This window comes from Nocardia asteroides, from assembly GCA_019930625.1.
GTDB classification, from domain to species: Bacteria; Actinomycetota; Actinomycetes; order Mycobacteriales; family Mycobacteriaceae; genus Nocardia; species Nocardia sputi.
The window spans coordinates 5,247,626-5,272,179 of sequence record CP082844.1; the positions used below are offsets into that span (position 1 = coordinate 5,247,626).

At 66.9% G+C, this 24,554-nt stretch carries 24 protein-coding genes; 12 read left to right on the forward strand and 12 right to left on the reverse strand.

Translation table 11 applies throughout. The features are described from left to right. Positions 1 to 15 precede the first annotated feature (15 nt). From K8O92_24180 to K8O92_24215, 8 genes are all read right to left on the reverse strand, one after another. On the reverse strand, positions 16 to 2,553 hold the full coding sequence (locus tag K8O92_24180; protein ID UAK30945.1) for an NADH-quinone oxidoreductase subunit G: 2,538 nt from the start codon (positions 2,551 to 2,553) through the stop codon (positions 16 to 18). Continuing rightward, complete coding sequence (gene nuoF, locus K8O92_24185) at positions 2,550 to 3,872, reverse strand: NADH-quinone oxidoreductase subunit NuoF (GenBank protein ID UAK30946.1); 1,323 nt, start codon at positions 3,870 to 3,872, stop codon at positions 2,550 to 2,552. Before nuoF ends, K8O92_24180 begins: the two co-directional genes overlap by 4 nt. Then, positions 3,869 to 4,639 carry an NADH-quinone oxidoreductase subunit NuoE gene (gene nuoE / locus K8O92_24190; protein UAK30947.1) on the reverse strand — a complete coding sequence of 257 codons (771 nt, stop codon included), beginning with the start codon at positions 4,637 to 4,639 and terminating at the stop codon, positions 3,869 to 3,871. Before nuoE ends, nuoF begins: the two co-directional genes overlap by 4 nt. Next, the gene (locus tag K8O92_24195; protein ID UAK35918.1) at positions 4,636 to 5,961 is read right to left on the reverse strand and encodes an NADH-quinone oxidoreductase subunit D; all 1,326 of its coding nucleotides are present in this window, start codon (positions 5,959 to 5,961) and stop codon (positions 4,636 to 4,638) included. The genes nuoE and K8O92_24195 overlap by 4 nt, the downstream gene beginning before the upstream one ends. A gap of 8 nt (positions 5,962 to 5,969) precedes the next feature. Continuing rightward, complete coding sequence (locus K8O92_24200; protein ID UAK30948.1) at positions 5,970 to 6,746, reverse strand: NADH-quinone oxidoreductase subunit C; 777 nt, start codon at positions 6,744 to 6,746, stop codon at positions 5,970 to 5,972. Then, entirely contained in the window at positions 6,743 to 7,297 is a 555-nt protein-coding gene (locus K8O92_24205) for an NADH-quinone oxidoreductase subunit B (protein ID UAK30949.1), read from the reverse strand. The genes K8O92_24200 and K8O92_24205 overlap by 4 nt, the downstream gene beginning before the upstream one ends. A gap of 51 nt (positions 7,298 to 7,348) precedes the next feature. Then, positions 7,349 to 7,729 (reverse strand): NADH-quinone oxidoreductase subunit A, encoded by a 381-nt coding sequence (locus tag K8O92_24210; protein UAK30950.1) that lies wholly within the window; start codon positions 7,727 to 7,729, stop codon positions 7,349 to 7,351. Between the two features lie 480 nt (positions 7,730 to 8,209). After that, a complete protein-coding gene (locus tag K8O92_24215; GenBank protein ID UAK30951.1) occupies positions 8,210 to 8,629 on the reverse strand; it encodes a hypothetical protein in 420 nt (139 codons plus the stop codon). Positions 8,630 to 8,770: 141 nt separating this feature from the next. On the opposite strand from K8O92_24215, the gene K8O92_24220 reads away from it, so the two are divergent. The 5 genes from K8O92_24220 (at position 8,771) to K8O92_24240 (ending at position 15,765) form a co-directional block, all read left to right on the forward strand. After that, positions 8,771 to 10,312 carry a hypothetical protein gene (locus K8O92_24220; GenBank protein UAK30952.1) on the forward strand — a complete coding sequence of 514 codons (1,542 nt, stop codon included), beginning with the start codon at positions 8,771 to 8,773 and terminating at the stop codon, positions 10,310 to 10,312. Between the two features lie 3 nt (positions 10,313 to 10,315). Beyond that, positions 10,316 to 10,759 carry a hypothetical protein gene (locus K8O92_24225; GenBank protein UAK30953.1) on the forward strand — a complete coding sequence of 148 codons (444 nt, stop codon included), beginning with the start codon at positions 10,316 to 10,318 and terminating at the stop codon, positions 10,757 to 10,759. Between the two features lie 212 nt (positions 10,760 to 10,971). After that, complete coding sequence (locus tag K8O92_24230; GenBank protein ID UAK35919.1) at positions 10,972 to 12,330, forward strand: FHA domain-containing protein; 1,359 nt, start codon at positions 10,972 to 10,974, stop codon at positions 12,328 to 12,330. A gap of 883 nt (positions 12,331 to 13,213) precedes the next feature. Further along, positions 13,214 to 13,648, forward strand: coding sequence for a hypothetical protein (locus K8O92_24235; GenBank protein ID UAK30954.1), 435 nt, complete (start codon positions 13,214 to 13,216; stop codon positions 13,646 to 13,648). Positions 13,649 to 14,052: 404 nt separating this feature from the next. Further along, the gene (locus K8O92_24240) at positions 14,053 to 15,765 is read left to right on the forward strand and encodes an acyl-CoA/acyl-ACP dehydrogenase (protein UAK35920.1); all 1,713 of its coding nucleotides are present in this window, start codon (positions 14,053 to 14,055) and stop codon (positions 15,763 to 15,765) included. A 69-nt stretch (positions 15,766 to 15,834) separates the two neighbouring features. On the opposite strand, the gene K8O92_24245 is transcribed toward K8O92_24240, so the two are convergent. Further along, entirely contained in the window at positions 15,835 to 17,484 is a 1,650-nt protein-coding gene (locus K8O92_24245; protein ID UAK30955.1) for an acyl-CoA synthetase, read from the reverse strand. A gap of 215 nt (positions 17,485 to 17,699) precedes the next feature. On the opposite strand from K8O92_24245, the gene K8O92_24250 reads away from it, so the two are divergent. From K8O92_24250 to K8O92_24260, 3 genes are all read left to right on the forward strand, one after another. After that, complete coding sequence (locus K8O92_24250; protein ID UAK30956.1) at positions 17,700 to 18,560, forward strand: oxygenase MpaB family protein; 861 nt, start codon at positions 17,700 to 17,702, stop codon at positions 18,558 to 18,560. A 181-nt stretch (positions 18,561 to 18,741) separates the two neighbouring features. Next, positions 18,742 to 18,960, forward strand: a complete 219-nt coding sequence (locus K8O92_24255; GenBank protein ID UAK30957.1) for a DUF2945 domain-containing protein — start codon at positions 18,742 to 18,744, stop codon at positions 18,958 to 18,960. A gap of 18 nt (positions 18,961 to 18,978) precedes the next feature. Continuing rightward, positions 18,979 to 19,308: a DUF3140 domain-containing protein gene (locus tag K8O92_24260; GenBank protein ID UAK30958.1), complete on the forward strand. Its 330-nt coding sequence runs from the start codon at positions 18,979 to 18,981 to the stop codon at positions 19,306 to 19,308. Between the two features lie 112 nt (positions 19,309 to 19,420). Here K8O92_24260 and K8O92_24265 read toward each other — a convergent pair whose 3' ends face one another. Further along, the gene (locus K8O92_24265; GenBank protein UAK30959.1) at positions 19,421 to 19,612 is read right to left on the reverse strand and encodes a hypothetical protein; all 192 of its coding nucleotides are present in this window, start codon (positions 19,610 to 19,612) and stop codon (positions 19,421 to 19,423) included. Then, positions 19,609 to 20,589: an alpha/beta hydrolase gene (locus K8O92_24270; protein ID UAK30960.1), complete on the reverse strand. Its 981-nt coding sequence runs from the start codon at positions 20,587 to 20,589 to the stop codon at positions 19,609 to 19,611. Before K8O92_24270 ends, K8O92_24265 begins: the two co-directional genes overlap by 4 nt. A gap of 87 nt (positions 20,590 to 20,676) precedes the next feature. Here K8O92_24270 and K8O92_24275 point away from each other — a divergent pair, with 87 nt between their 5' ends. Then, on the forward strand, positions 20,677 to 21,456 hold the full coding sequence (locus K8O92_24275) for an AraC family transcriptional regulator (protein UAK30961.1): 780 nt from the start codon (positions 20,677 to 20,679) through the stop codon (positions 21,454 to 21,456). A gap of 127 nt (positions 21,457 to 21,583) precedes the next feature. Here K8O92_24275 and K8O92_24280 read toward each other — a convergent pair whose 3' ends face one another. After that, a complete protein-coding gene (locus K8O92_24280; GenBank protein ID UAK30962.1) occupies positions 21,584 to 22,453 on the reverse strand; it encodes an AraC family transcriptional regulator in 870 nt (289 codons plus the stop codon). Between the two features lie 250 nt (positions 22,454 to 22,703). Here K8O92_24280 and K8O92_24285 point away from each other — a divergent pair, with 250 nt between their 5' ends. The 3 genes from K8O92_24285 (at position 22,704) to K8O92_24295 (ending at position 24,400) form a co-directional block, all read left to right on the forward strand. Continuing rightward, a complete protein-coding gene (locus tag K8O92_24285; protein UAK35921.1) occupies positions 22,704 to 23,582 on the forward strand; it encodes an NAD(P)-binding domain-containing protein in 879 nt (292 codons plus the stop codon). A gap of 124 nt (positions 23,583 to 23,706) precedes the next feature. Further along, the gene (locus K8O92_24290) at positions 23,707 to 23,874 is read left to right on the forward strand and encodes a DUF4236 domain-containing protein (GenBank protein UAK30963.1); all 168 of its coding nucleotides are present in this window, start codon (positions 23,707 to 23,709) and stop codon (positions 23,872 to 23,874) included. A gap of 34 nt (positions 23,875 to 23,908) precedes the next feature. Then, positions 23,909 to 24,400, forward strand: coding sequence for a hypothetical protein (locus tag K8O92_24295; GenBank protein ID UAK30964.1), 492 nt, complete (start codon positions 23,909 to 23,911; stop codon positions 24,398 to 24,400). Positions 24,401 to 24,554 lie beyond the last annotated feature (154 nt).

Consider the following 24,554-nt stretch of genomic DNA (forward strand, 5'->3'; position numbering starts at 1 on the left):
ACGAGCGCGGCGGAATCACTCATGACGGTGCTCCTTCATCCTCTCGTCGGCGTGCCGCAGGTGCACGATCGCGCCGGGCTGGACGGCGAGCTGCTCGGTGATGGAGCAGCCGGGCGAGTGCTGCGGCAGCCACACCACGCGGTCGGGCAGGTCACTGATCATCAGGGGGAGCGTGACGGCGCCGCGGCTGCTGGCGACGGTGACGGGATCGTCGGGTTGGACGCCGAGTTCGGCGGCGGTGGCGGCCGACAGGCGCACCACCGGCGGGCGGGCGATGCCGGCCAGATTCGGTTCGCCGTCCTGCATACGTCCCGCGTCCAGCAGCATGCGCCAGCCGGCCAGCACCGCGGTGCCGGGTTCGGGCCGCGGCAGCGGATTCGGCGGGTGGGTGGGCGCGGTGACGGGCGCGCCGTCCCATGCGCCGAGTTCGGCGAGTTCGGCGCGGGCGGACTCGGTGTCGGGCAGCCCCAAGCGCACCGACATCTCGTCGGCGATGGCGTGCAGCACTCGCTGATCCGACAGCGGCGCGGTCTGGCGGCGCACCATGTCGTCGCCGAGCGCGGCGGCGAACGGACGCGGCCTGCCCTCCCAGGTGCGGAAGGTGCCCGCTTTCTCCATGGCCGCGGCTACCGGAAAGACCACGTCGGCGCGCTCGGTGACCGGGCTGCGGCGCAGTTCCAGGCTCACCACGAATCTGGCCGCGTCGATGGCGGCCAGCGCGGCCGCCGGGTCGGGCAGGTCGGCGACGTCGACGCCGCCGATGACCAGCGCGGCGAGGCCGGAGGCGGCCTCCAGGATGGCCGTCGTGTCACGGCCGGCGCCGACGGGCAGCTCGGGCACGTTCCATACTGCCCGAACCTGTTGGCGGGCACGAGGATCGGCGACCGGGCGGCCGCCGGGAAGCAGGCACGGCAGCGCGCCCGCTTCGACCGCGCCGCGTTCGCCCGCCCGGCGCGGAACCCAGGCCAGGGCGGCTCCGGTTTCGTCGGCGAGCCGCACTGCGGCCGACAGGGCGCCCGCGATGCCCGCCATCCGTTCGCCGACCATGATCACCGCACCGGGTTCCCGCAGCAGCCGGGCCAGATCGGCCAGGCGGGCGGGATCCGCGCCGGGTGTGGTGATCTCGCCGGTGCGGATGGCGTCGAGCAGATGCGGTTCGGCGCCCGGCACGGCGCGCATCAGGCGCCCGGACATGCGTTCGAGGCCGCGCGAGGTGTACGGCGCGAGCGAGTAGACCGGCAGGCCGCGTTTGCGGGCGGCCTTGCGCAGCCGCAGGTAGACGATCGGCGACTCTTCCTCGGGTTCGAATCCGACGAGCAGGACGACCGGCGCGGCCTCCATGCTGTCGTAGGTCACCGTGCTGTCCTGGCCGGCGACCCTGGCGGCGAGGAAGTCGGCTTCCTCCGCCGAATGCGCGCGGGTGCGGAAGTCGATGTCGTTGGTGCCGAGGGCGACTCGCGCGAACTTGGCGTAGGCGTAGGCATCCTCCTCGGTGACCCGGCCGCCGACGAGCACGCCCGCGTTGCCGAAGGCCGCGGCCAGCCCCTCCGCGGCCGCGGCCAGCGCCTCCGACCAGGAGGCCGGGGCGAGCTCGCCGTCCCAGCCGCGCACGAGCGGGGTGGTGAGCCGGTCGGGTTCGGTGGCGTAGGTGAAGGCCCACCGGCCCTTGTCGCAGTTCCACTCCTCGTTGACCTGTGGGTCGTCACCGGCCAGCCTGCGCAGCACTTTTCCGCGCCGGTGGTCGGTGCGCTGTGCGCAGCCGGACGCGCAATGCTCGCAGACGTTCGGGCTGGACACCAGGTCGAACGGACGCGCGCGGAAACGATAGGCGGTGCCGGTGAGCGCGCCGACCGGGCAGATCTGCACGGTGTTGCCGGAGAAGTAGGAGTCCAGCGGTTCGGCCTGCGCGGTGCCGACTTGTTGCAGCGCGCCGCGGTCCATCAGCTCGATGAACGGATCGCCTGCGATCTGCTGGGAGAAGCGGGTGCAGCGGGCGCAGAGCACGCAGCGTTCCCGGTCCAGCAGGACGGCCGTCGACAGCGGAATCGGTTTCGGGTAGGTGCGTTTGTGTCCGTCGAACCGGGACTCGGCGCGGCCGGTGGACATCGCCTGGTTCTGCAGCGGGCACTCGCCGCCCTTGTCGCACACCGGGCAGTCGAGCGGATGATTGATCAGCAGCAGTTCCATCACGCCCTCCTGCGCCTTGTCCGCGGCGGGGGAGGTGAGCTGGGTGCGGACCACCATGCCGTCGGCGACGGCCATGGTGCAGGACGCGACGGGTTTGCGTTGCCCCTCGACCTCGACCAGGCATTGGCGGCAGGCGCCGACCGGGTCGAGCAGCGGATGGTCGCAGAAGCGGGGGATCTGGATGCCGATCAGCTCGGCGGCCCGGATCAGCAGGGTGCCTGCCGGCACGCTGACGGCGTTGTCGTCGATCGTCACGGTCACCAGGTCGGCGGGAGCGGGCGCGCCGGTGCGACCGCTCACGGTGGCCGACCTACCCCTCGCCCGAGCGCCGCCGGAGATCGAATCGCTGCGCGATGCCGGTTTCATCGGACCTCTTCTCCTGACTCCGCCCATGCGGTAGAGCACGCCGGGTCGAACGGGCATCCGCCGAGCCGCAGGTGTTCGGTGTACTCCTCGCGGAAGTACTTCAGCGAGGAGACGATCGGGCTGGCCGCGCCGTCGCCGAGGGCGCAGAACGACTTGCCGTTGATGGTGTCGCTGATGTCGAGCAGCTTGTCCAGGTCGGATGCGGCGCCGGTGCCCGCTTCGATCCGTTGCAGCAGTTGCACCAGCCAGTAGGTGCCCTCCCGGCACGGGGTGCACTTGCCGCAGGACTCGTGCGCGTAGAACTCCGTCCAGCGCAGCACGGCTCGCACCACGCAGGTGGTGTCGTCGAAGATCTGCAGCGCCTTGGTGCCGAGCATGGATCCCGCACCCGCGACGCCCTCGTAGTCGAGTGGCACGTCGAGGTGCTCCTCGGTGAACAGCGGCGTGGACGAGCCGCCCGGGGTCCAGAACTTCACCCGGTGTCCGGCGCGCACGCCACCGGCGTAGCCGAGCAGTTCGCGCAGCGTGACCCCCAGCGGCGCCTCGTACTGGCCGGGTCGGGCCACGTGACCCGACAGCGAGTAGAGGGTGAAGCCTGGGGATCTCTCGCTGCCCATCGAGCGGAACCACGCGATGCCGTTGCGGATGATCGGCGGCACGCTGGCGATGGATTCCACGTTGTTCACCACGGTCGGGCAGGCGTAGAGGCCGGCGACGGCGGGGAACGGCGGGCGCAGGCGGGGTTGGCCGCGACGGCCTTCCAGCGAGTCCAGCAGCGCGGTCTCCTCGCCGCAGATGTAGGCGCCCGCGCCCGCGTGCACGATCAGCTCGAGGTCGTAGCCGGAGCCGAGGATGTCGTGGCCGAGGAAGCCCGCTTCGTAGGCCTGCGCCACCGCGGCCTGTAGCCGCCGCAGGACCGGAACCACCTCGCCGCGCACGTAGATGAACGCGTGCGCCGCGCGGATGGCGTAGGAGGCGATGACGACGCCTTCGATCAGAGCGTGCGGTGAGGCGAGCATGAGCGGAATGTCTTTGCAGGTACCCGGTTCGGACTCGTCGGCGTTCACCACCAGGTAGTGCGGTTTGGTGATCCCGTCGGGCCCGGGCCCTTGCGGGATGAAGCTCCACTTCATGCCGGTGGGGAATCCCGCGCCGCCGCGCCCGCGCAGTCCCGCGTCCTTGATGGTCTGGATGATCTGGTCCGGTTCCATCCGCAGGGCGGTGCGCAGCGCCTGGTAGCCGTCGTGGCGCAGGTAGGTGTCCATCGTCCAGGACTGCGGATCGTCCCAGTAGGTGGTCAGCACCGGGGTGAGGGTCATCGCAGGCCCTCCGGATCCTCTTGCGCGGCAGGAGCTTGCATGCCCTGTTCGTGGGCGACCCGCAGACCGGCGAGCGTCGCCGCACCCGCGGCGCCGTCGAGCACGCCGGGCCGTTCGTCCGGGAATCCGGCCAGGATGCGCGCGGTCTGCTTGAACGTGCACAGCGGTGCCCCGCGAGTCGGGGTGACCTGCTGACCGGCACGAAGCGCGTCGACCAGGGCACGCGCGGATTCCGGGGTCTGGTTGTCGAAGAACTCCCAGTTGACCATGACCACGGGGGCGAAGTCGCAGGCTGCGTTGCACTCGATGTGTTCGAGCGTGATCGATCCGTCCGGGGTGGTCTCGCCGTGCCCGATGCCGAGGTGCCGTTCGAGCGCGGCGAGGATGGCGTCACCGCCCATGACCGCGCACAGTGTGTTCGTGCAGACACCGACGTGGTAGTCGCCGGTCGGGGTGCGCCGGAACATGGAGTAGAAGGTGGCCACCGCGGTGACTTCGGCGCCGGTCAGGCCGAGTTGCTCGGCGCAGAACTCGATGCCGGTGCCGGTGACGTAGCCCTCTTCGGACTGCACCAGGTGCAGCAGGGGCAGCAGCGCCGAGCGTGGATGCGGGTAGCGCCCGATGATCTCCTTGGCGTCGGTTTCGAGCCGCTCGCGCACGAAAGGCTGGTAGGGCTCGGGCCGGGTGCCGAGCTTCAGCAGGATTGCCGTGCCGCCGGTCGCGGGACTACCGCCGCCGGTGGAATCGTTCTGCGATGTCGTGTTCATCGGTCCACTCCGCCCATGACCGGGTCGATACTGGCGACCGAGGCGATGACGTCGGCGACCATGCCGCCCTCGCACATCGCCGCGACCGCTTGCAGATTGGTGAACGAGGGGTCGCGGTAGTGCACCCGGTAGGGCCGGGTGCCGCCGTCGCTGACCATATGGACGCCCAGCTCGCCGCGCGGCGATTCCACGGCCACGTACACCTGGCCCGCCGGGACGCGGATGCCCTCGGTGACGAGCTTGAAGTGGTGGATGAGCCCCTCCATGGACCTGCCCATGATCTTGCCGATGTGCTCGGGGGAGTTGCCGAGTCCGTCCTCGCCGAGCCGGAGGTCGGCGGGCCAGGCGATCTTCTTGTCGTCGACCATGACCGGGCCGGGCCGCAGCCGGTCCAGGCATTGCTCGACGATCTTCAGCGACTCCTTCATCTCCTCCACGCGGATGACGTAGCGGCCGTAGCAGTCGCATCCGGTGGTGGTGGGAACGTCGAATTCGTAGTTCTCGTAGCCGCAGTAGGGCTGTGCTCTGCGCATGTCGTGCGGCAGCCCGGTGGCGCGCAGGACCGGGCCGGTGATGCCGAGCGCCATGCAGCCCTGCAGGTCGAGGTAGCCGATGTCCTGGGTGCGGGCCTTCCAGATCGGGTTGGCGGTGAGCAGGTGTTCCATGTCGCGCAGGCGCTTGGGCAGCAGCGCGAGCAGTTCGCGCACCTTGGTGACGCCGTCGTCGGGCAGGTCCTGGGCGAGGCCGCCGGGGCGGATGAACGCGTGGTTCATGCGCAGTCCGGTGATCGTCTCGAACACGTCGAGGATCAGCTCGCGTTCGCGGAAGCCGAACAGCATCGGCGTCAGCGCGCCGAGTTCCATGCCGCCGGTGGCCAGGGCGACCAGGTGCGAGGAGATGCGGTTGAGTTCCATCAGCAGCACGCGGATGACCGTGGCGCGCTCAGGGATCTGCTCGGTGATGTCGAGCAGTTTCTCCACGCCCAGGCAGTACGCCGTCTCGTTGAAGAACGGCGACAGGTAGTCCATGCGGGTGACGAAGGTGACGCCCTGGGTCCAGTTGCGGAATTCGAGATTCTTCTCGATCCCGGTGTGCAGGTAGCCGATTCCGCAGCGGGCCTCGGTGACCGTTTCGCCCTCGATCTCCAGGATCAACCGCAGCACGCCGTGGGTGGACGGGTGCTGCGGACCCATGTTGACGACGATGCGTTCCTCGCCCGCGCCGGCCAATGTCTCGGCCACCTGGTCCCAGTCCTGGCCCGCGACGGTGACCGTGGTGGGCTCCGGCCCGGAGTCGTGGGTGACGCCGGGCTCGGTGTCGATGTCGTTCATCAGCTGTATGCCCTCCGCTCGTCGGGCGGCGGGATACGCGCGCCCTTGTATTCGACCGGGATCCCGCCGAGCGGGTAGTCCTTGCGCTGGGGATGGCCGCGCCAGTCGTCCGGCATGGTGATCCGGGTCAGTGATGGGTGCCCGTCGAACCGGATGCCGAAGAAGTCGTAGGTCTCGCGTTCGTGCCAGTCGGTGGTCGGGTACACCTCGTAGAGCGAAGGGATGTGCGGGTCCGCGTCCGGCGCGGCGACCTCCACCCGCAGGCGCCGGTTGTGCGTGATCGACATGAGGTGGTAGACGGCGTGTAGTTCGCGGCCGGAGTCCTCCGGGTAGTGCACGCCGTTGACGCCGAGGCAGAGCTCGAAACGCAGTGCGGGATCGTCACGCAAGGCGCGGGCGACCGACAGCAGATGCTCCCGGCGCACGTGCAGTGTGAGCTCGCCGCGGAAGACGATCACTTTCTCCAGCGCCGCGTCCAGGCGTACGTCGCTGCCGGTGAGTGCGCCGTGCAGCACCGTGACGACCTCGTCGAAGTATCCGCCGTACGGGGCGGGCGTGCCGCCCGGCAGGGTGACCGAGCGGACCAGGCCGCCGTAGCCGGAGGTGTCGCCGGTGCCGGTGACGCCGAACATGCCGCGGCGCACACCGATCACGTCGGCGCCGGTCTCGACGGCATCCTCTTCGGGCAGTGTGCCTTCGGGGCCCGCGGTGGCCGCGGCATCGATGGCATCGTGCGCGGCCGGGATGTCGGTGTTGTCGGGGGTGTCGAAGGTCATCGCAGCAGACCCTCCATCCGGATGGTCGGCGTCGAGGCGAGCGCGGCTTGTTCGGCGGCCCGGATGGCCTCCTCGCGGTTGACGCCGAGCGGCATCTCCTGAATCTTCGCGTGCAGTGCCAGAATCGCGTTCAGCAGCATCTCCGGCCGGGGCGGGCAGCCGGGCAGGTAGATGTCGACCGGTACTACGTGGTCGACGCCCTGCACGATCGCGTAGTTGTTGAACATCCCGCCGGAGGACGCGCAGACGCCCATCGCCAGCACCCATTTGGGTTCGGTCATCTGGTCGTAGACCTGGCGGAGCACGGGGGCCATCTTCTGGCTCACCCGGCCCGCGACGATCATCAGATCGGCCTGCCGCGGCGAGGCGCGGAAAGCCTCCATGCCGAAGCGGGCGATGTCGAATCGCCCCCCGCCGGTGGCCATCATCTCGATGGCGCAGCACGCCAGCCCGAAGGTGGCAGGCCACAGAGAGCCTTTGCGCAGGAATCCGGCGAAATCCTCGACCGTGCTCAGCAAGAAGCCGCTGGGCAGTTTTTCCTCGAGACCCATGTTCTACTGACTCGCTTCCACTTGTCGGCTACGACCTCGGCTGCGCGGCGCTCAGTCCCAGCTGAGCCCGCCGCGCCGCCATTCGTAGGCGTAGGCCACCGAGACGTTGAAGATGAACAACGCCATCGCGGTGAGACCGAAGAGACCGAGCGCATCGAAGTGGACAGCCCACGGGTAGAGGAACACGATCTCGATGTCGAAGATGATGAACAGCATCGCGGTGAGGTAGTACTTCACCGGGAAGCGTTGTCCCGTAACATTTCCCGGTCCGCCGGCCACGGAATGCGGCGTGGGTTCGATACCGCATTCGTAGGGTTCCAGCTTCGCCCGGTTGTGCCGCTTCGGGCCGACCAGGGCCGATAGGACGATGGAGAACAGCGCGAACGCCGCCGCGATCGCGCCGAGTACGAGCGTCGGCACCTCGATGTTCACGACTGCACTTCCCCTCCTTGCGAGCTGCGGCTGACGACAGCGTCCGAGGCGGGCTGACGTCGTTGTCCGCCTCGGCCGGACTCGCCCCTCGGCTTCACCGGGACCGGTCATTACCTGATCCGCTCCCATGTGAGGTAGGGCACAGCCTACAACCGAACGGGCGGCCCGCAGCGCGTTTGGCGACGGTGTTTGATCGAATTCAGTACAAGGATTTATGACCGAAACGGTGGTAATCCGTGCGGGCCGCGCAAGAGGTTGGGTGAACGGTCAGTTGGATAGCCCGAAGTGTCGGGTATCGCGACGTCACATGTGGTCCCGAGCGGGCTCAAAGTCGGAATCGGCGACAGCTGGGCGAGGATCGACAAGTCGATGGGTCGGAAACTCCGGGCTCGTTCCTTGCCGGTCGAACCGCGGTCGCAGGCCGGGTCGTACTAATTCATGATCGCTATGAATAGCGTGGTCGATGGTGGTCGGCGGTGATCAAGCCGCAGAGCGGCTGCGCAGCAGCGCGACGACGGCCTCGGTGAGCCGGAGCGGATCGATGGGATGAGCCACCGCGGCCTCCGCTCGGGACCAGCTGGCCAACCATGCGTCGTCCGGCCGGCCCGTGAGCACCAGAAGCGGCGGGCACGGATCGACTTCGTCCTTCAACTGCTTGGCGATGCCGAGTCCACCGGCCGGGGTCGCCTCGCCGTCGAGCACGGCGAGGTCTATACCGCCGGCATCCATCTGCGCGATCACCACGGGGGCGGTGGCCACCTCGAGGTACTCGAACGGCGGTAGCTCCGGGTGCGGACGCTTGCCCAAGGCCTGGATCACCTGGCGCCTGGTGTCGGCGTCGTTGCTGTACACGAGAACCCGCAGCGGGGTGGAACGAGTGGAATCGGCCACGAACGGCATGGTACGTCCACGAGGGTGGGCCGCGTGGCAGGTTCGGCGCAGATCGTCCCCGCGCGTCGTGCGGTGCGTGTCACCGGCGCGGCCGTGCGGGCAAAGCCGACGACAAGCAGTTGGTAAGAATCTGCCGGTAGAGTCCGGCCAATGCGGGGAGACATCACGCAGGCCCTCGTCGATACCGACGTGTGGACCGATGAAATGCTTGGCAACACCGGGATTCCGGTGATCGACGTACCGTTCGTGACCATCGGCAGCGGCATCGGGTCGTTCGTCACCTACGACACGCTCCGGATCTTCGGCGTGCCCGCGGAGGCGATGGCCGTGCTCGGTCCGCAGGAGCACCCGTGGGCCTCCTACGAATACCTGACCAGGGTCTCGCAGATTCCGCGCGGCGAGCGCCTGCGCAGCGACTCGGCCTCGACGCCGGACAACATCTGGGGCTTCCCCTCCTACGCCGTGCGGGAGGCCGTCGCGGACAAGTCGATCAAGCCGCTGTGGAACGTCTTCGTCGAGCCGATCTTCGCCAATTACTACACGCCGCGGGCGGGTCAGGCGTTCGCCGCCATGGAGCGGGAGTTCCATCGCATCGGCTACGCTCGCTCGCTGCACCGCGGTCACGTTCGCATGGTGCGCAGACGCCACGGCGGCGGATACTTCACCATCCTCACCCCGCCAACGGGCTCGACACCGACCAAGCGCGTCGCCTTCCGCAGCACGTATGTCCATGTGGCCGTGGGTTACCCGGGGCTGAAGCTGTTGCCGGACTTGCAGGAATACCGGGAAACCCATCGTGACCCGACCCGCGTGGTCAACGCCTACGAGCCGCACGAGCACGTCTACCAGGCGCTGCAGCGGCGGCCGGGCACCGTGCTGATCCGCGGCAGCGGGATCGTGGCCAGCCGCGTCCTGCAACGGCTGATCGACGACCGGGACAAGTACCGCCTCGACACCCGGATCCTGCACCTGTTCCGCACGTATATCTCCGGCTCACACGGCAAGAACATCTTCAGCAGGCGCAAGGGCGGTGACGGATGGGCCTACCAGGGTTTCAACTATCCGAAGTCGGTGTGGGGCGGTCAGCTCAAGCAGAAAGTGCGCCGCCTGCAAGGCGAAGATCGCGCGCGGGCGTACAAGGAGATCTCGGGCACCAACACCCCGATCAGGGACAACTGGCAGGAACAGTTGCGCCGTGGCCGCCGGGAGGGGTGGTACCAGGTGATGGCGGGAACGATGCGAGCTCCGCGTCCCGCCGGCGGGCGGCAAGGCGTTGTCGCGACGATCCTTCCGGACACCAGTGCGCCGCTGCCGTTTCCGCCGCCGACGCAACCGTTCGACACGACCGTCGACTACATCATCGACTGCACAGGGCTGGAAGCCGACATCCGCGAGCACCGGCTGCTGGCCGACCTGCTCGACCACACCGGCGCAGGACGCAATCCGCTCGGCAGGCTGGACGTGGACACGACATTCGAGCTGATCGGCACCCGCAGCGGCGCCGGACGGATGTACGCCTCCGGCAGCGCGACGCTCGGCGGGCCGTTCGTCGGGGTGGACACCTTTCTCGGCTTGCAGATCGCGGCGCAGGAGATCGCCGACGATCTCGCCGCGGTCGGGCTCTGCCGGAGAATGGGGCCGCTGCGCTCGACGCGGCAATGGTGGCTGTGGGTTACGAACAAGAAGATCTGAGCGATGCTTCCTACCCTGAACGGGCGAATCCAGACCCGTCTTCTCGCGCTGAGCGTGATCGGCTTCTTCGTCGCGCTGATCATCACACCCGCGCTGCCGACCGGCTCGTTGAGCATCGGCCAGGCTTACCGGGTGACGTTGTCGGTGCTCCTGGCGACCGTTCTGGTCGGTGTGCTCTGGGAATTGCTCTACCATTTCCTGCAGCAGTTCCGCTGGGAAAAGGACTGGCCGACCTTGTTCGGTTTCGTCACCATCCTCAACGAGGGGGCGCTGATGTGGGTCCTCGTGCGCTACACCACCGTGGTGCTGCCCGAGCATCTGCGTCCGTCGCTCACCGCGTTCGGAATCCAGTTCGTCCTCACGTGGATCGTCTTCTGGCTCATCGTGAACGGGCCGATGCGGGTGGTATTCCACCGGTGGCGTTTCCAAGGTGGCAGGTTCCTGTGAGCGCGCAGATCGAGGTGGTGCCGGGCGCCCATCTGGTGGCGAGTGTGGGTGGCGTCGTCATGGTCGTCGCGCATCGGGGCGACGGCGCCGTCACCGTGGACACGGTGGCTGCCCGCACGATGTCGGCGTTGCTGGACATCGTGCGAGAAGCCGTCGCGCGCGAGCGGCGCCACAGCGGGCGCGCGGTGGCGCGGCTGGCCACGACCTGGCTTATGAGCCTGTCCAACGGCGAGGAGGACGAGGTCGAATTCGGGGTGATCACGCCCCTGGACAACGGCCTGGCGGTGTTCCTGCACGGCGGGGTCACCGCCGTCCTGGCAGGTCCCGGCCGCACCGAGGTACTGCGCGGCCGGGACGCCGGATTCACCGTCGACCGCATGGTGACGCCCGCGCCCGGCAGCGGTGCGGGTTTGTTCGTGGATGAGGCGGGGTGGACCGCGGAGGCCCTGCCGGGCCGCGGAATCTGCGCGCTCGGTGAGGGGACCGCACCGGGGTCGGGCGCGGTGCTGTGGCCAGGAGCCATCGCGGAGGCAATCGGTGGCCGACCGGTGAGCGACAGTGTCACCGCGTCGGTGCGACAACCTGATGCCGGATCCGCACAAGCCGAGCCTCGGGTGCGATCGGCACGGGAGGGGGCACCCGAACCGCGACGGCCGGCGCAGCACGTCGAGGCACGGCCTGCGTCCGGACCCCCTCCCGGCGCGGAGCCACCTCCGCTCTCGGAACCGGCGCCGCCACCGCATCGGGTCCCCGGACCGCAGGCAACGCCGGATCCGCAGCGTCCCGGTGCGCGGCCGGGTTCCGAGCAGGAGCCGGTACCGCAGCCGCCACGGGTGCCGAGCCTGCGCAAGGGCGAGGAATCCGGCGACGCCGCAACGGAAGTCGATCTCCAGGCGTCGGCGCGGCGTGTGACGCCACGCGAAGGCGGGACACCGGTGGCGCCACCGGGACCGAACCAGGGTCCGGCGCGACCGGCGCACCGCACCGATCGGGATTACGCGATCGCCAACGACGCGAACCTCGCCGAGACGGTGGTACCGAACGCCGATGTCGTCGCGGACGCGCTCGGGTCCACCGGTTCCAACGCACTGGGGCACCGCGTGATCGTGCCGGGCTTCCAATGCGCCCGCCACCATCACAACGACCCGCGGGTGTCGTTCTGCGCGGTCTGCGGCATCCGAATGGATCAGCTCACCTGCGTGCTGAGCCCGGGGGTGCGCCCGCCGCTGGGGGTGCTGCTGCTGGACGACGGCACATCGTTCGTCCTGGACAGCGACTGCGTACTCGGTCGCGAGCCGGAGCATTCCGAGGCGGTCGCCCGCGGTGCGCGCCCGGTGCGGCTGGAGGACAGCTCGGGCGGGATGTCGCGAGCGCACGCGGAGATCCGCCTCGTCGACTGGGACGTCACGGTCGTCGACGGCGGTTCCACCAACGGCACCCACATCCGCCACCCCGGCCGCCAGGACTGGGTCCGTGCGGTTCCCGGCCATCCGGTCACCCTCGCACCGGGCACCCAGGTCCAGCTGGGCGGGCGGGTCCTGACCTTCGACTCCCAGCACGGTCAGCTGTAGCCGTATCGCCCAGCGGCGCGTCCGATGCCGGGGGGCCACCGGAACGAAAGTCGAGGCAGAGACCGACCTCGTCCGCGACGTGGCGCCGGCCCGCCCCTTCAGGACTCCGGCGGGAGGATCGGCGAGGAGAACACTTCCTCCAGCGGAGTCGGGCCGGTGTATCGGCGGCAGTGGCAACCGACCCACTCCCGCAAGCCGTGCGTGCCCTTTCGAGAGATCTCGGCGTGACAAGTTCCTGTGGCACGGTCGTGCAGCGCCAGATCGTGACCGCAGCCGCAACGCGCGGGAAGTTTCTCCCCCGACCGGACTCGCCGACGCCCGAACCGACCACAAACCCAGCCGACACCGACAAGGCCGGCACCGACTACGAGGCTGAGGGGATCAAACATAAGCGCAGTATACGTATACGCATAGCGATGGTCATGCGAATTGTGAACTCCGGTATCTTGTTCTGCTGGGTGCGTCGGTGGGCTGCTTCTGCCCCCCGTCCGGCGCGCCGGCCGATCGAGTCGACCCCCGGTACGTGGGTGCGGACGACCTGATTGCTGACCGTGCGCCAGCCCCGCCGCCACCATGAGGGGCTGTCGGAACCTGCTCGGTGAACGGTCGCGACGTATCAGTTCGATAACCTCGACGGAGAGCTTTCCTCTCGGGGTGAGGACGACATCCGCTATGCACTCAGTGCGTTTGCCGAGGTAGCGGGCGAATGTGCGCAGAAGGTAACGGTTTGGTCTCGCTCGCGCTCTGGCGTTCGTGTAATGCAGTCACTCTTTCCTCCAACCTGCATAACCGCCACGATATTGATGGCTGATAGATAGCCTTGTGCCAGCTGCTATACCGAATCGCTACCTCGGTCGACCGAAACGTCGGCCTGGAGACCGCTATGGCCACACCCGCGTATGCACCAAACCTGTTCGGCACAGTTGACGGCGGTGTCGCCGCCACGCCCCGGCCCAAATATGCCGCGGACCCGACGCGGTCTGTGCGTGGCCTCGATGAGCAACTCGCTCCGCTGCGGATCCCGGCGCTGGTGCTGGGCACACTCCTGATCTGCCTCGGCGTCGCGGCGCTGGTGCCATTGCGGGCATGGCTGCACGACTACGGCGGATGGCTGGTCGTCGCCGCCTACCTGCAATACATGGGCATAGCGGTAACCCTAGGAGTATGGGGACTGCGAACGACCAGGAGGGGTGAGCCCTCCGCGGAGGGCTCAGCCCAGCATGTTCTCGATGAGGTCGACGGCTCGCATGGTGCCGCCGTCGGCTCGTCCGTCGTGCCCACGGCGGCACCGAGCGGCGGGCAACCTCCGCGTCGGTGACAAGGCCGTTCGAAGCCGTCCGTGAATTCTGGGCGGTGTCGATGCGGCGGGCCCGGGCGGCGTCGATGAACTGCCGCGGCTTGTGACCAGGCGATCTTTGCGACTCCACGAGGACGCCCGGGGCGGGAGGCGGGGTCCGCGCGGATGTTCGGCCCTGGCATGGGGCGCCAGGTCGGCGCGAACGTGCTCTCGGCATGGTCGAACTGCAATCCGTAGGCGCCTCGCCAGTAACTGGCGATTTCCTTTGTGGCGGCTTTGCCGCCCACTCGGGCCAACGCTGACGCGGTCCGACGCTCGGCGTCGCTCTTCCTGTGAAGCTCGGCGACGCCGGTCAGAGATTGACGTCACCTGCCGTCAGTTCTAATGTGATGGCAATTGCCATCACATTGGAAGGCGGCGTCGCCATGGCCCTGTTCAACCCCAGAACCGAGACGTTCGACGAGTTCGATCCAGCCACCAGGGCTCGGTTACGGTCGGTGGTCGAGTTCTTCGAAGCGAAGGGCAAGCAGGCGCTCACCGGCGACGCTCACCGGGCGGAGTGGTACGAGGACTGGATGGAGTTCCTGGCCGAGAGCCGGATCATCGCCTACATGGCAACACCGCGGGCAAGTGCCGGCGCGGATCCGGACAAACGCTGGGACACGGCGTTCATTTCCCGGTTCAACGAGATCACCGGCTTTTACGGATCCCAGTATTGGTACGCGTGGGGTGTTTCCACACTTGGTCTCGCCACCATTTGGCAGAGCGCCAACGTCAAGGCGCACCTTCGTGCCGCCGAGGAGCTCGACCGCGGCGGGGTCATCGGATTCGGGCTGTCGGAGAAGGATCACGGCGCCGACATCTATGCCACCGATATGCTGCTCACTCCCGATGGCGCGGGCGGGTTCACGGCGACCGGGAGCAAGTACTACATCGGCAATGGGAACGTGGCCAGGATCGTGCCGACCATCGGCAGACGTACCGACTCGGCGGGTCCCGACGCGTACGTCTGGTTCATCGTCGACAGTCAGCACCCGAACTACCGGCTGGTCAAGAACGTCATCCACGGCCAGAACTTCGTCAGTGCCTATGATCTGGTGGACTATCCCGTGTCGGCCGACGACGTATTGCACACGGGCCGCACGGCATTCGACTCCGCACTCGCCGCTGTCAACTGCGGAAAGTTCAACATCGGCATGGTCGCGCTTGGGATCGTGCAGCACTGTTTCTACGAGACGATCAACCACGCCAGCGCCAAGATTCTGTTCGGCCACCCGGTCACCGACTTCGGGCAGGTGCGCCAGATCCTCTGCGACAGCTACGTTCGAATGAATGCCATGCGGCTCTACCATGAACGAGCGATCGACTACATGCGATGCTCCACCCCGGAAGATCGCCGTTTCGTGATGTTCAATTCCATCGGCAAGATGAAAGTCACCCGCGAAGCGGAGCGTGTATTCCGGGAACTCTCGGATGTCATCTCGGCCAGGGGGTTCGAGAAGGACAGCTACTTCGCGACGGCGCGCGGCACCATCGACTCCATGCCGAGGCTGGAGGGCACTGCCCATGTCAATATGGCGCTCACTCTGAAATTCATGCCGAACTTTCTCTTCAATCCGGCGGAACTGCCTGCTGTGCCCGTGCGACGTGATCCCGGCGACGACGAATCCCTGTTCCGGCAACCGGGCGCCGCCGGGTTGAGCAAAGTTCGCTTCGCCGACTGGCGAGCGGCGTACGCGAGCTACCGTCATCTCCCGAATGTGGCGCTGTTCATCGAGCAGGCCGAGCAGTTCACCCAGTTCCCGGTGCAGGCGCCGCCCACCTCGGCTCAGCTCGAGGATCTCGACTATCAGCTGGCAGTAGGGGAGTTGTTCACGCTGCTGCCTTACGGACAGCTCATCCTCGAACAAGCCGCCATCATCGGAACGTCGGAGGACATCATCGATTCGATCTTCGAGGTGTTCGTTCGCGACTTCTCCGCGTACGCGCTGGGAGTGTTCTCGAAGGCATCGTCGACCCCTGCCCAGCAGGATTGGGCACTGAGTGTGCTGCGCAAACCGATCATCGATGAGCAGCGGACAGCACGCCTCTACGACGAGGTGACCAGCCACGCCGGCGTCTTCGAGATGAATCCATAGCTCGCTGCACCCTCCCGGCGTGGCCCGGATGACGCCCCGGCAAGAGATGGCGAGATCGACGCGGCAGCCCTATCCGTCGGTCTCCTCGAGTTTGCGACGCATCAGCTTGCCGGTGGCGTTCCGTGGCAGCTCGTCGACGAACACCACCTCGCGTGGCACTTTATGGCGGGCCAGGTTCGCCTTGACGTAGTCCTTGATCTCTTGCTCGTCGCGCTCGGCGCCCTCGGCCGGGACGACGAAAGCGCGCAGTCGTTTGCCGAAGTCGCGATCCTCGACGCCCACCACCGCGGCGTCGAGGATGTCGGCGCGCTCGACGAGCAGATTCTCCACCTCCAGCGGAAAGACGTTCTCGCCTCCGGAGACGATCATGTCGTCGTCGCGGCCGTCGATGAACAATCGGCCGTCGGCGTCGAAATGGCCGACGTCGCCGCTGGAGAGCAGTCCGTCGACGATTTCCTTGTGCCGGCCGTCGGTGTAGCCGGAAAAGCTGAGCCCGCTGGAGACGAAGATGGTTCCGACCTCGCCGGGCGTGGTGATCCTCTTTCGCTGCGCGTCGTAGATCGCCACCCGGCATCCCACGGGAGGTTTGCCGACGGTCCCCGGCGCCACTCGCATGTCCTGCGGGGTGGCTACGGCGGCTACGGCGACCTCGGTCGAGGCGTAGAGGTTGTACAGCACGTCACCGAAGGCTTCGGCGGTGCGTCTGCTCAGGTCCGGGGAGACCGGCGATCCCGCGGCGAAGATCACCTTCAGCGAGCGCGTGTCGTGCTGCTCGAGCACCCCGGCTCCTAGATCGAGGATGCGCTGCAGCATCGTGGGCACGACGACCAGCGTCGCCGCGCGGTGCTCGGCGACGTTCGCGAGTGTTCGCCTGGGATCGAACTTGCGCTGCTGGAAGACCACCTTGTTGCCCAATGCCCAGCCGAGACCGAGCTGCGACAGGCCGGTGCCGTGGAAGATCGGCGCCGCCATCACGATCGTGTTGTCGCGCGGCATCGGCACCCTGTGCAGGAACTGCGCCGATTGCAGCGGTGAGACCTTCTCCCGCGGTGCGCCTTTCGGCGTACCGGTAGTGCCGCTGGTCAGGAGTACGACGCCGCCCGGCCGTGGGGGAGGCGGGAGTGCGGCAGTCGAATTCGCGGAGATGAGCGCGTCGATCGTCGGCGTATCCGCCGCCATGGCGTCGGCGTCGTCCACCCAGGTCGCCACTCGCGGAACCCGCGGAGGAATCGCATCGAGCAAGTCCATGAACTCACTGTCGAGCAGGATCGCGCCGACGTTCTCTCGCTCGGCGACGTCGGCGAGCTGCGGTCCGGCGAACCCGGTGTTCAGCAGCACCACACGAGCGCCCAGCTTTCCGGCTGCCAGCAGTGTCAGCACCATCCCACGGTGGTCGCGGCACAATGCGGCGAGCACGGTGTCGGGGCCGATGCCGGCGGCGGACAGTCCGCGGGAGAGTGCGTTCGACTGCTTGTCCAGTTGATCGAAGGTGAGCGCTCCACGTTCGTCGACGATCGCGGGCGCGGCCCCGTTGCGACGTGCGGCATGTGCCAGCACGGTGACGAACGGGCCGTATACCGAGGCCTCGCGCATCACACGAATCGTCTCGCCGGGGCGCGCCGGATCGAACATCCCGCGCTTGGCGAGCACGACGGCCGCCGATACCGAGTCGGCCACCGACCGGATCGCCCTGACCGGCGATCGCAACGTCATTGTCATCGGACACCTCCAGTTGCGCCGCTCGATGATCGCGGCCCAGTCCCGGCTGCCGCGCGGCGGGTCAGCAGCTCGATAGAGCCTACCGCACCACAAGAATAGTCATTCACATATTCACGACAGATAGGTTACTTGATCTGGTGATTCAGGGTTGCCCACCGCCCCGGAGGATGAGAGAATAACGTGTAATTTATATCAGCCCCTCGTTGGAGATCGGCATGCCCCGTCCTGAACCGTCGGCACCCTCGCCGACCCCTTCCGCTCCGGATCTCGGGCGCCGACGCCGCTATATGGCAGGCCCGGCCGCGCTGCTGGGCGGCCCTGCCAACGTCATCATGCAGCTGAGTTCGCCCCCGGTCGGCCGCGGCGTGGTGGAGAGCACGGTCGACAGCGGGCGCTACACCCTGCATCCGCGCAAACGCGGCCGCACGACCCTGACCTATCTGGCGGTGGCGATGCTGGGTTCCGAGGACGACCGCGCCGCGTATCGGGCGGCGGTCGACACGTCGCATCGTCATGTGCGCTCCGCTCCCGGCAGTCCGGTGAAGTACAACGCCTTCGATCCGGAACTGCAACTGTGGGTCGCCGCGTGCCTCTACCGGGGCACCATCGATTCCTTGACCTACCTCTACGGCCGCGTGGACGACGACCTGGCCGACGAGTTGTACTGCGAGGCCAGCCGATTCGGGACGACATTACAGATGCGACCGGAATTGTGGCCGCGCGATCGCGCGGCGTTCGCCGAGTATTGGGAATCGAAGCTGGCCGGCATCGCGATAGACGACGAGGTGCGAGCCTATCTGCTCGACCAAGTTGTCGATCTGGGGCCTTATCGGCGAATCGAGCGGATGGCTTTCCGGCGGATCAACCGGTTTTTCACCACGGGGTTTCTTCCCCGGCGATTCCGCGAGGAACTGGGACTGGACTGGAGCCCTCGCCGACAGCGCGTCTTCGAACTCACGATGCGTTCGATCGGACTGGTGCTACGGCTGGTTCCCGAGCGCTGGCGGTTGTATCCGTTCGAAACCTATCTCTACGACATGCGCAGGCGGCGCTCGCTGGGGAAACCGCTGGTGTGAGGTCTGTTGTCAGTGGTGACAGACAACAACTCGCCACGCTGCGGCAGCGCCCTCGACCGGACGCCTCCGGCCACCCGAACCGACACCGAACCAATGCGGTAGCGCATCAGCGCTCAGTTTCCTCCGCCGTCGCGCGGGTACCACGTCGACGTCTGAAACGGGAACGAGCAAGGAATCGACCATGAGCAAGAAATCGTTCAGCAAAGGTGACAAAGTCGAATGGAATAGTCACGGCAGTACCACCGCGGGCGAAGTGGAAGAAGTGATCACCTCCGACACCGAGGCGGCCGGACGTACCGTCCGGGCATCCGAGGAGGACCCGCAGTATCGCGTGCGCAGTGCGAAAAGCGGCCGTGATGCGGTGCACAAACCCGACGCTCTACGTCGGCACGGTGAATGAAATCGAACCGGAGCCGCTATGGCGACAGACGACGAAGAGACACGCAAACAATTCGACAAGGTCGTCAACATGACGGCGAAAGAACTACGTCGGTGGCTCGATACCGACGAGTCCAATTCGGTGGGGCAGAAACCGAAGGGCGGCGGCGAGTCCACCGGGCACGTCAGCGGACGCCGCATCGTGGAAATTCTCGAGAAATCCGACCCGACCGACGACGACTACGCGCACATGCGCAAAGTCGTCGGCTATGCGCACCGCCATCTCGAACAACGACCGTCCGGAGAAATCGCGCACAGTAACTGGCGATACTCGCTGATGAACTGGGGTCACGATCCGATGAAAAGCTGACGGCAGAACCAACCTGACGGTTCGCTTTCCGTCAGTTCAGCGGCGAGTTGCATGGGCAGCAGCTTCCATGTCATCCACGGCAGGGGCCGTGGGTAGCGAGAGTCGTCCTCGATCAGGTGTTGCCGTTCGTCGGGGTCCCTGAGTCCAGTGTTCGACCCGGTTCGACGACCGCGAGCAACGGCGCCAACCCCGCGACGGCGCCGAAGACCTGCAGGACGACAACGGCGGCGAAACCGCGCAGGAACGGGCGCAGCAACCCCGCCAGCACTTTTTTCGCAGCGGAATCGGCAACGACGCTTGTCATCGCCGTCCCGTCTCCGTTGCTCCCGTCGCGGCACTGCCCGCCTGCTCGAGCAGGTGGCAGCGTAGATGAGCGAGGATCTCAGCGCGTGCGGGCCGGGCCGCGGGGACCAGTCCGGGCATACTCATGAAGGCGTGCACCGCTTCCGGATAACGGGTCAGCGTCACCTCGACTCCCGCTCGCCGCAGCCGATCGGCATAGGCCGGTGCCTGATCTTCCAGCGGATCCGTACCCACGGCTTGGATGAGTGCCGGGGCGAGGCCAACGAGGTTGTCGGTGTGCAATGGCGAAATGGTGTGCGGGTCGAGGGATTCGGGCAGAGCGAGGCGTTGCACCGCGCGGCAATTGGCCGGTGTCGCGGTTGGGCTGTCCGCGTTCTCGGTGAACGACGGGTACTCGAAGACTTGCTCGGTCCAATCCAGTTGCGGGTTGATCAGTACCTGGGCACGCACCGGCAGCCCGAGGTCATCGGCTTTGATCGCGGTGAGAGCCGCGAGAGTAGCTCCCGCGCTGGCGCCCAGCACGGCGAGCCGCGTGGGGTCTGCCCCCCATACGGCGGCCTCTTCGACGATGCGGGGGACGGCGTCGTAGGCGTCCTCGATGGGAGCGGGAACGGGCTGCTCGGGTGCCAGCCGATAGTCGACCGAGACGACAACGGCCGGACAGCCGACCGCCAGATGGCTGAGGAGCCAGTCGTCCTGGTCCGGTGCGCCGAGAATGAATCCGCCGCCGTGGAACGCGGCGATCAGCGGCAGCGCCGAGTCTTCCCGCACGGGCCGGTACACGCGGGCACTCAGCCGACGCCCCGGCAGATGAAGTGTATGTGTGGTGATCAGCGCGCGACGGTCGGGCTTGCCGGTGGCGAAGCTGCCGAGGGCGGACCTGCGCCTGCGGTTCTGCGCTTCGCGCAAATTGATGACCTGGGCCGGGGTGATGGAATCCCAGTCCGGTTCGGTCGAGAGTGCGGCTAGAATCCGCACACCAAGGGGAACTTTGCCTCGCATGACTGCTCTCCAGACTCCTTGTCGACCGCCGTGGTCCGGCGGCGTACCGATACCCTGGCAAGCGTGACCATCGACGCGCTTTCGGAAATCTGCGGTTCGGCGCGGACGCCGGTGGCGTGGGTACGGCAGGGTCACGTCGGCTATATCGGGCCGGATCTCGGCGTCGACCCGCATTCCCCCTCGGTCGCGATGCTCAGTGTCGGCCTGGACGCGCCGCTCGTCCTGCATACCGCGAACGGGCCGATTCGCACCGGTAGTTCATTCGCTCCCGCTCGTACGATGCAGCGCATCGTCGCAACTCGCGGATGGATTCTGGCGCTGTTCGTCGACCCCACGGGTGCGCCCGCCACTGCCATCGCCGACGAGATGACCGCTGCCGCAGGTCCTTTCGGCCTGTCACACCGGCGGCAGCGGGAACTCATCGAGCTGTGCCGTGGCCCCATCGTGGATCCGGACCGCATCTACGCCCGAGCCGTCGCCGGTCCCGCAACCGCCCCCGATCCACGCATCGAGCGGGTCGCCGCCACCATCCGCAGCGACCCGGCCCACGCCTTCCGTGCCGACCACATCGCCGCGAACCTGGGCCTGTCCACCACCCACTTCCTCCGCCTGTTCACCCAGCAGTGCGGTACCACATTCCGCGGCTATCAGCGATGGAACCGCATGATCCACACTGTCCGCGGCGCTGTGGCAGGCCACGATCTCACCCGATCCGCCCTCGACGCCGGCTTTGCCACCCCGTCCCACTTCAGTGAGACCTTCCGCGACATGATCGGGCTTTCCGCCACCAGGGTGCTGCGTTCCGGTATCAGCTTCGATCTCGGAACCGCTCCTGCGTCCTGATGTTCGGGTGTCTCCGAGCATTCGGTTGCCCGACAACGGGCTCGGACCAGTGGACCGGCATCGTCCAGCCCGGCATCGGGCAGGCAGCCGGACCGGATCCTCGCTGTCCGGATTCTCCGCAGGGGTGTCACACCGGTTCGACAGGTAGCCACAGTTCGCAGGTCGCGGTGCTGAAGTCGTCCGCGCGCTTCAGGACCGCGACCATCGAGGGACCTGGCCGCAGACGCCACGGGTTGGAGGGGAACCACTCTGTGGCGGTCGCGGCCCAGGTCTCCTGCAAGGCCTGCGGATGGGGTCCGGCAGTGTGGAAGACCGCCCATTTGCCGTTCGGCACCTCGATGACATCGAGGTCTTCGGGGGCTGGGGTGTCCCACGAGACAGCAATGCCGTGCAGATAGGTCAGTTCGCTGCCCTCGGTGCCGTCGGGATCCAGGTCGTCGCAGACTTGCAGCAGGCCCCGGGGTTCGGTGTCGCCAAAAGCCTTCAGCCGCAGATGCTCCTCCTGCGGCAGTGCGGTGATGTGCTGCTGGATGTGGGGGTTGATGCCCTGGTGAATGAGCGGAACCCTGGCTGCGTGTCCGACGAGCCGGAACGCGGGTCGGTCGATGATGCGGGTGTCCATGGGGGTGCTCCCTTCAACGGTCAGGCGGAACCTGAGCTGCGGTTGTGCGCGAAGGGGGCCTCCATCGCGGCGAACGTCACCGGGGCCGGCGCCGTGGACAGCCCGGAACGCTCGGCCGAATGCTTCGGTCGAGCCGTAACCGTGTCGGACGGCGATGCTCAGCAAATCGTCCTCGCCCCGGACGACATCGCCGGCGGCAATGGTCATGCGGCGACGGCGCACGTACTCCGACAGCGGCATCGCGGCCAGGGACGAGAACATCCGGCGCAGGTGGTACTCGGTCGTGCCGAGCGTTCTGGCCAGCTCGTGGACGTCGAACTCCTCGGTGAGGTGCTCCTCGACGAGGTCGACAAGCCGGTTGAGTGCCGAGATCAAGAGGCCTCCTTCCGACATCAACCCTGGCCGAAAGTACCCCGGCCGCGCCCGATCGCCGCGAACCGATTCGATCATTTGCGTCGATGGGTGATCCACACCACCGCCGTAGGAGCCGCGGTGTTCTGACCTTGTCCCGAACCAGGAGGTAAGTTACCGGGACCCGAAGTGCGGTCTTCCCGACGTGGACGGCGGCAGTCACTATCGAGTCCGGTGCCGACACGATCTGCGAAACCGTATTCGAAGGAAACAAATGATGTCCAAGTCAGCTGGTTCGGTGACGGTTATCGGTCTGGGGCCGATGGGGCAGGCGATGGTTCGGTCGTTGTGTGCCTCCGGCACGAAAGTGACCGTGTGGAACCGCAGCCCCGAGAAGGCCGACGAGGTAGTCGAATTCGGCGCCGTGCGAGCCGAAACTGTGGGACAAGCTTTGAGCGCCGGCGAGGTGATCGTCCTCAGCTTGACCGACTATCCCGCAATGTACGACGTGCTCGAGCCTGTGGCAGAGCATCTGCCGGGCAAGATAATCGTCAACCTCTCGTCGGACGCGCCGGAAAGTACACGGACAGCGGGGGAATGGATCCGTGCGCGTGGAGGTCGATTCCTCGCTGGTGGAGTGATGGCCGACAGCGATGGCGTAGGGAGTTCCGCCGCCTATATCTTCTACAGCGGCCCCCGCGATGTCTTCGCTGCATGTGCCGACGTGCTCCGGCCGCTGGGCAGGCCGGAGTACCTCGGTGCGGACGAGGGGATCGCACAGCTGTACTACCAGGCGATCCTGGCAATGTTCCTACCCGGGCTGCTCGCCTTCGAGCAGGCACTGGCCATGATCGATCGATCAGGCGAATCGATCGAACGCTTCCTGCCGTACGCACAACGGTCGATGGGCGACATGGCGGATCTGTATGCCGCGGTGGCGGCCATGACAACCACCGGCGGGCGGCGCGATATGGCCTATCTGCGCATGATGGCGGCCGGCGCGCAGCATGTCGTCCGAACCGCCACGGCCGCCGGAGTAGACAAGGAGTTGGCGCACGCAGTGCGGACCTACTGGATTCGGGCACTGGCTGCAAGCGAGCGAGCGGGTGTACCGATATCGACCTTCCAACTGCTCCGAGGTGACCCGAAATAGTGGTGTTGTCGGCGTTCGCGATGACATCGGCACCGAAACCGAGCGGCATCACTCCTGACCAGGAAAGGTTTGAGGGACAACATGATCGGCTATTGCCGGGGGGAACGAGTGAAGGAGGCTGCTCATGCCCATCAGATACCGTCAGCGCAAATCCTTCGGGCCGCTGAAACTCAATTTCACCCAGTCGGGTCTGTCCTCGTGGAGTATCAAGATCGGCCCGTGGTCGTGGAACTCCCGCAGCAAGAAGAACAATGTCGACCTGCCGGGACCGCTCAGCTGGCGCCAGCGCTGAGCGATCCCGCGCTCGATCACCGAACTCGCGGAGTTTGTTCACCTCCGCCTTGCTGCCGGATCAGCTGGATATCCGCTTTTTCGGGGATGTCGCCTTCGCGCGCATCATGCACGCAACCGGCGACGTCGCCACTCTGTTCTTCCGGCACGAAGCCGGAAGGTGGACGTTGTGCGCGGACGCTGACGAGGAGCTGTCGTTGGAACAGCTCGAGGACAACGTGTGGCCTGCGATGCCGCCGGAGGCGACCCGTCTGATGCGCACTGTGCATGCGCTGTGGCGCAAGCCGATCGGCCGACTGACTATCGAGGATGTTCGTTGCCTGCTGCAGCAGAACGAAGGTGTCGATGTCTTGTTGCCGCGCGCGTTGATCCAGCTGCAATGGAATCCACTTGCCGAGGGCGACCTTTTTCCTGGCGACCTGCTGGTCGCGACCCTCCGAGTCGGCCACGAGCACTGGACACAGGATCCTGTCGCGGTCACTCGCATTCGGATCATCATCGACAAGCTCAATGACCTGGGTGATTGACCGAAAACGGTGCACCGCACGAGGAGATCTGGAACTGCGCAATAGATTTCCTCGCCGAGCTGCGTGGGCGTTGACCACCGACGTCCGGTACGAGCGGAGTTGACGGTGGCCGACGGGGTGGCGGTGGCCCACCCCGGATGCGGGAAGGCACAGG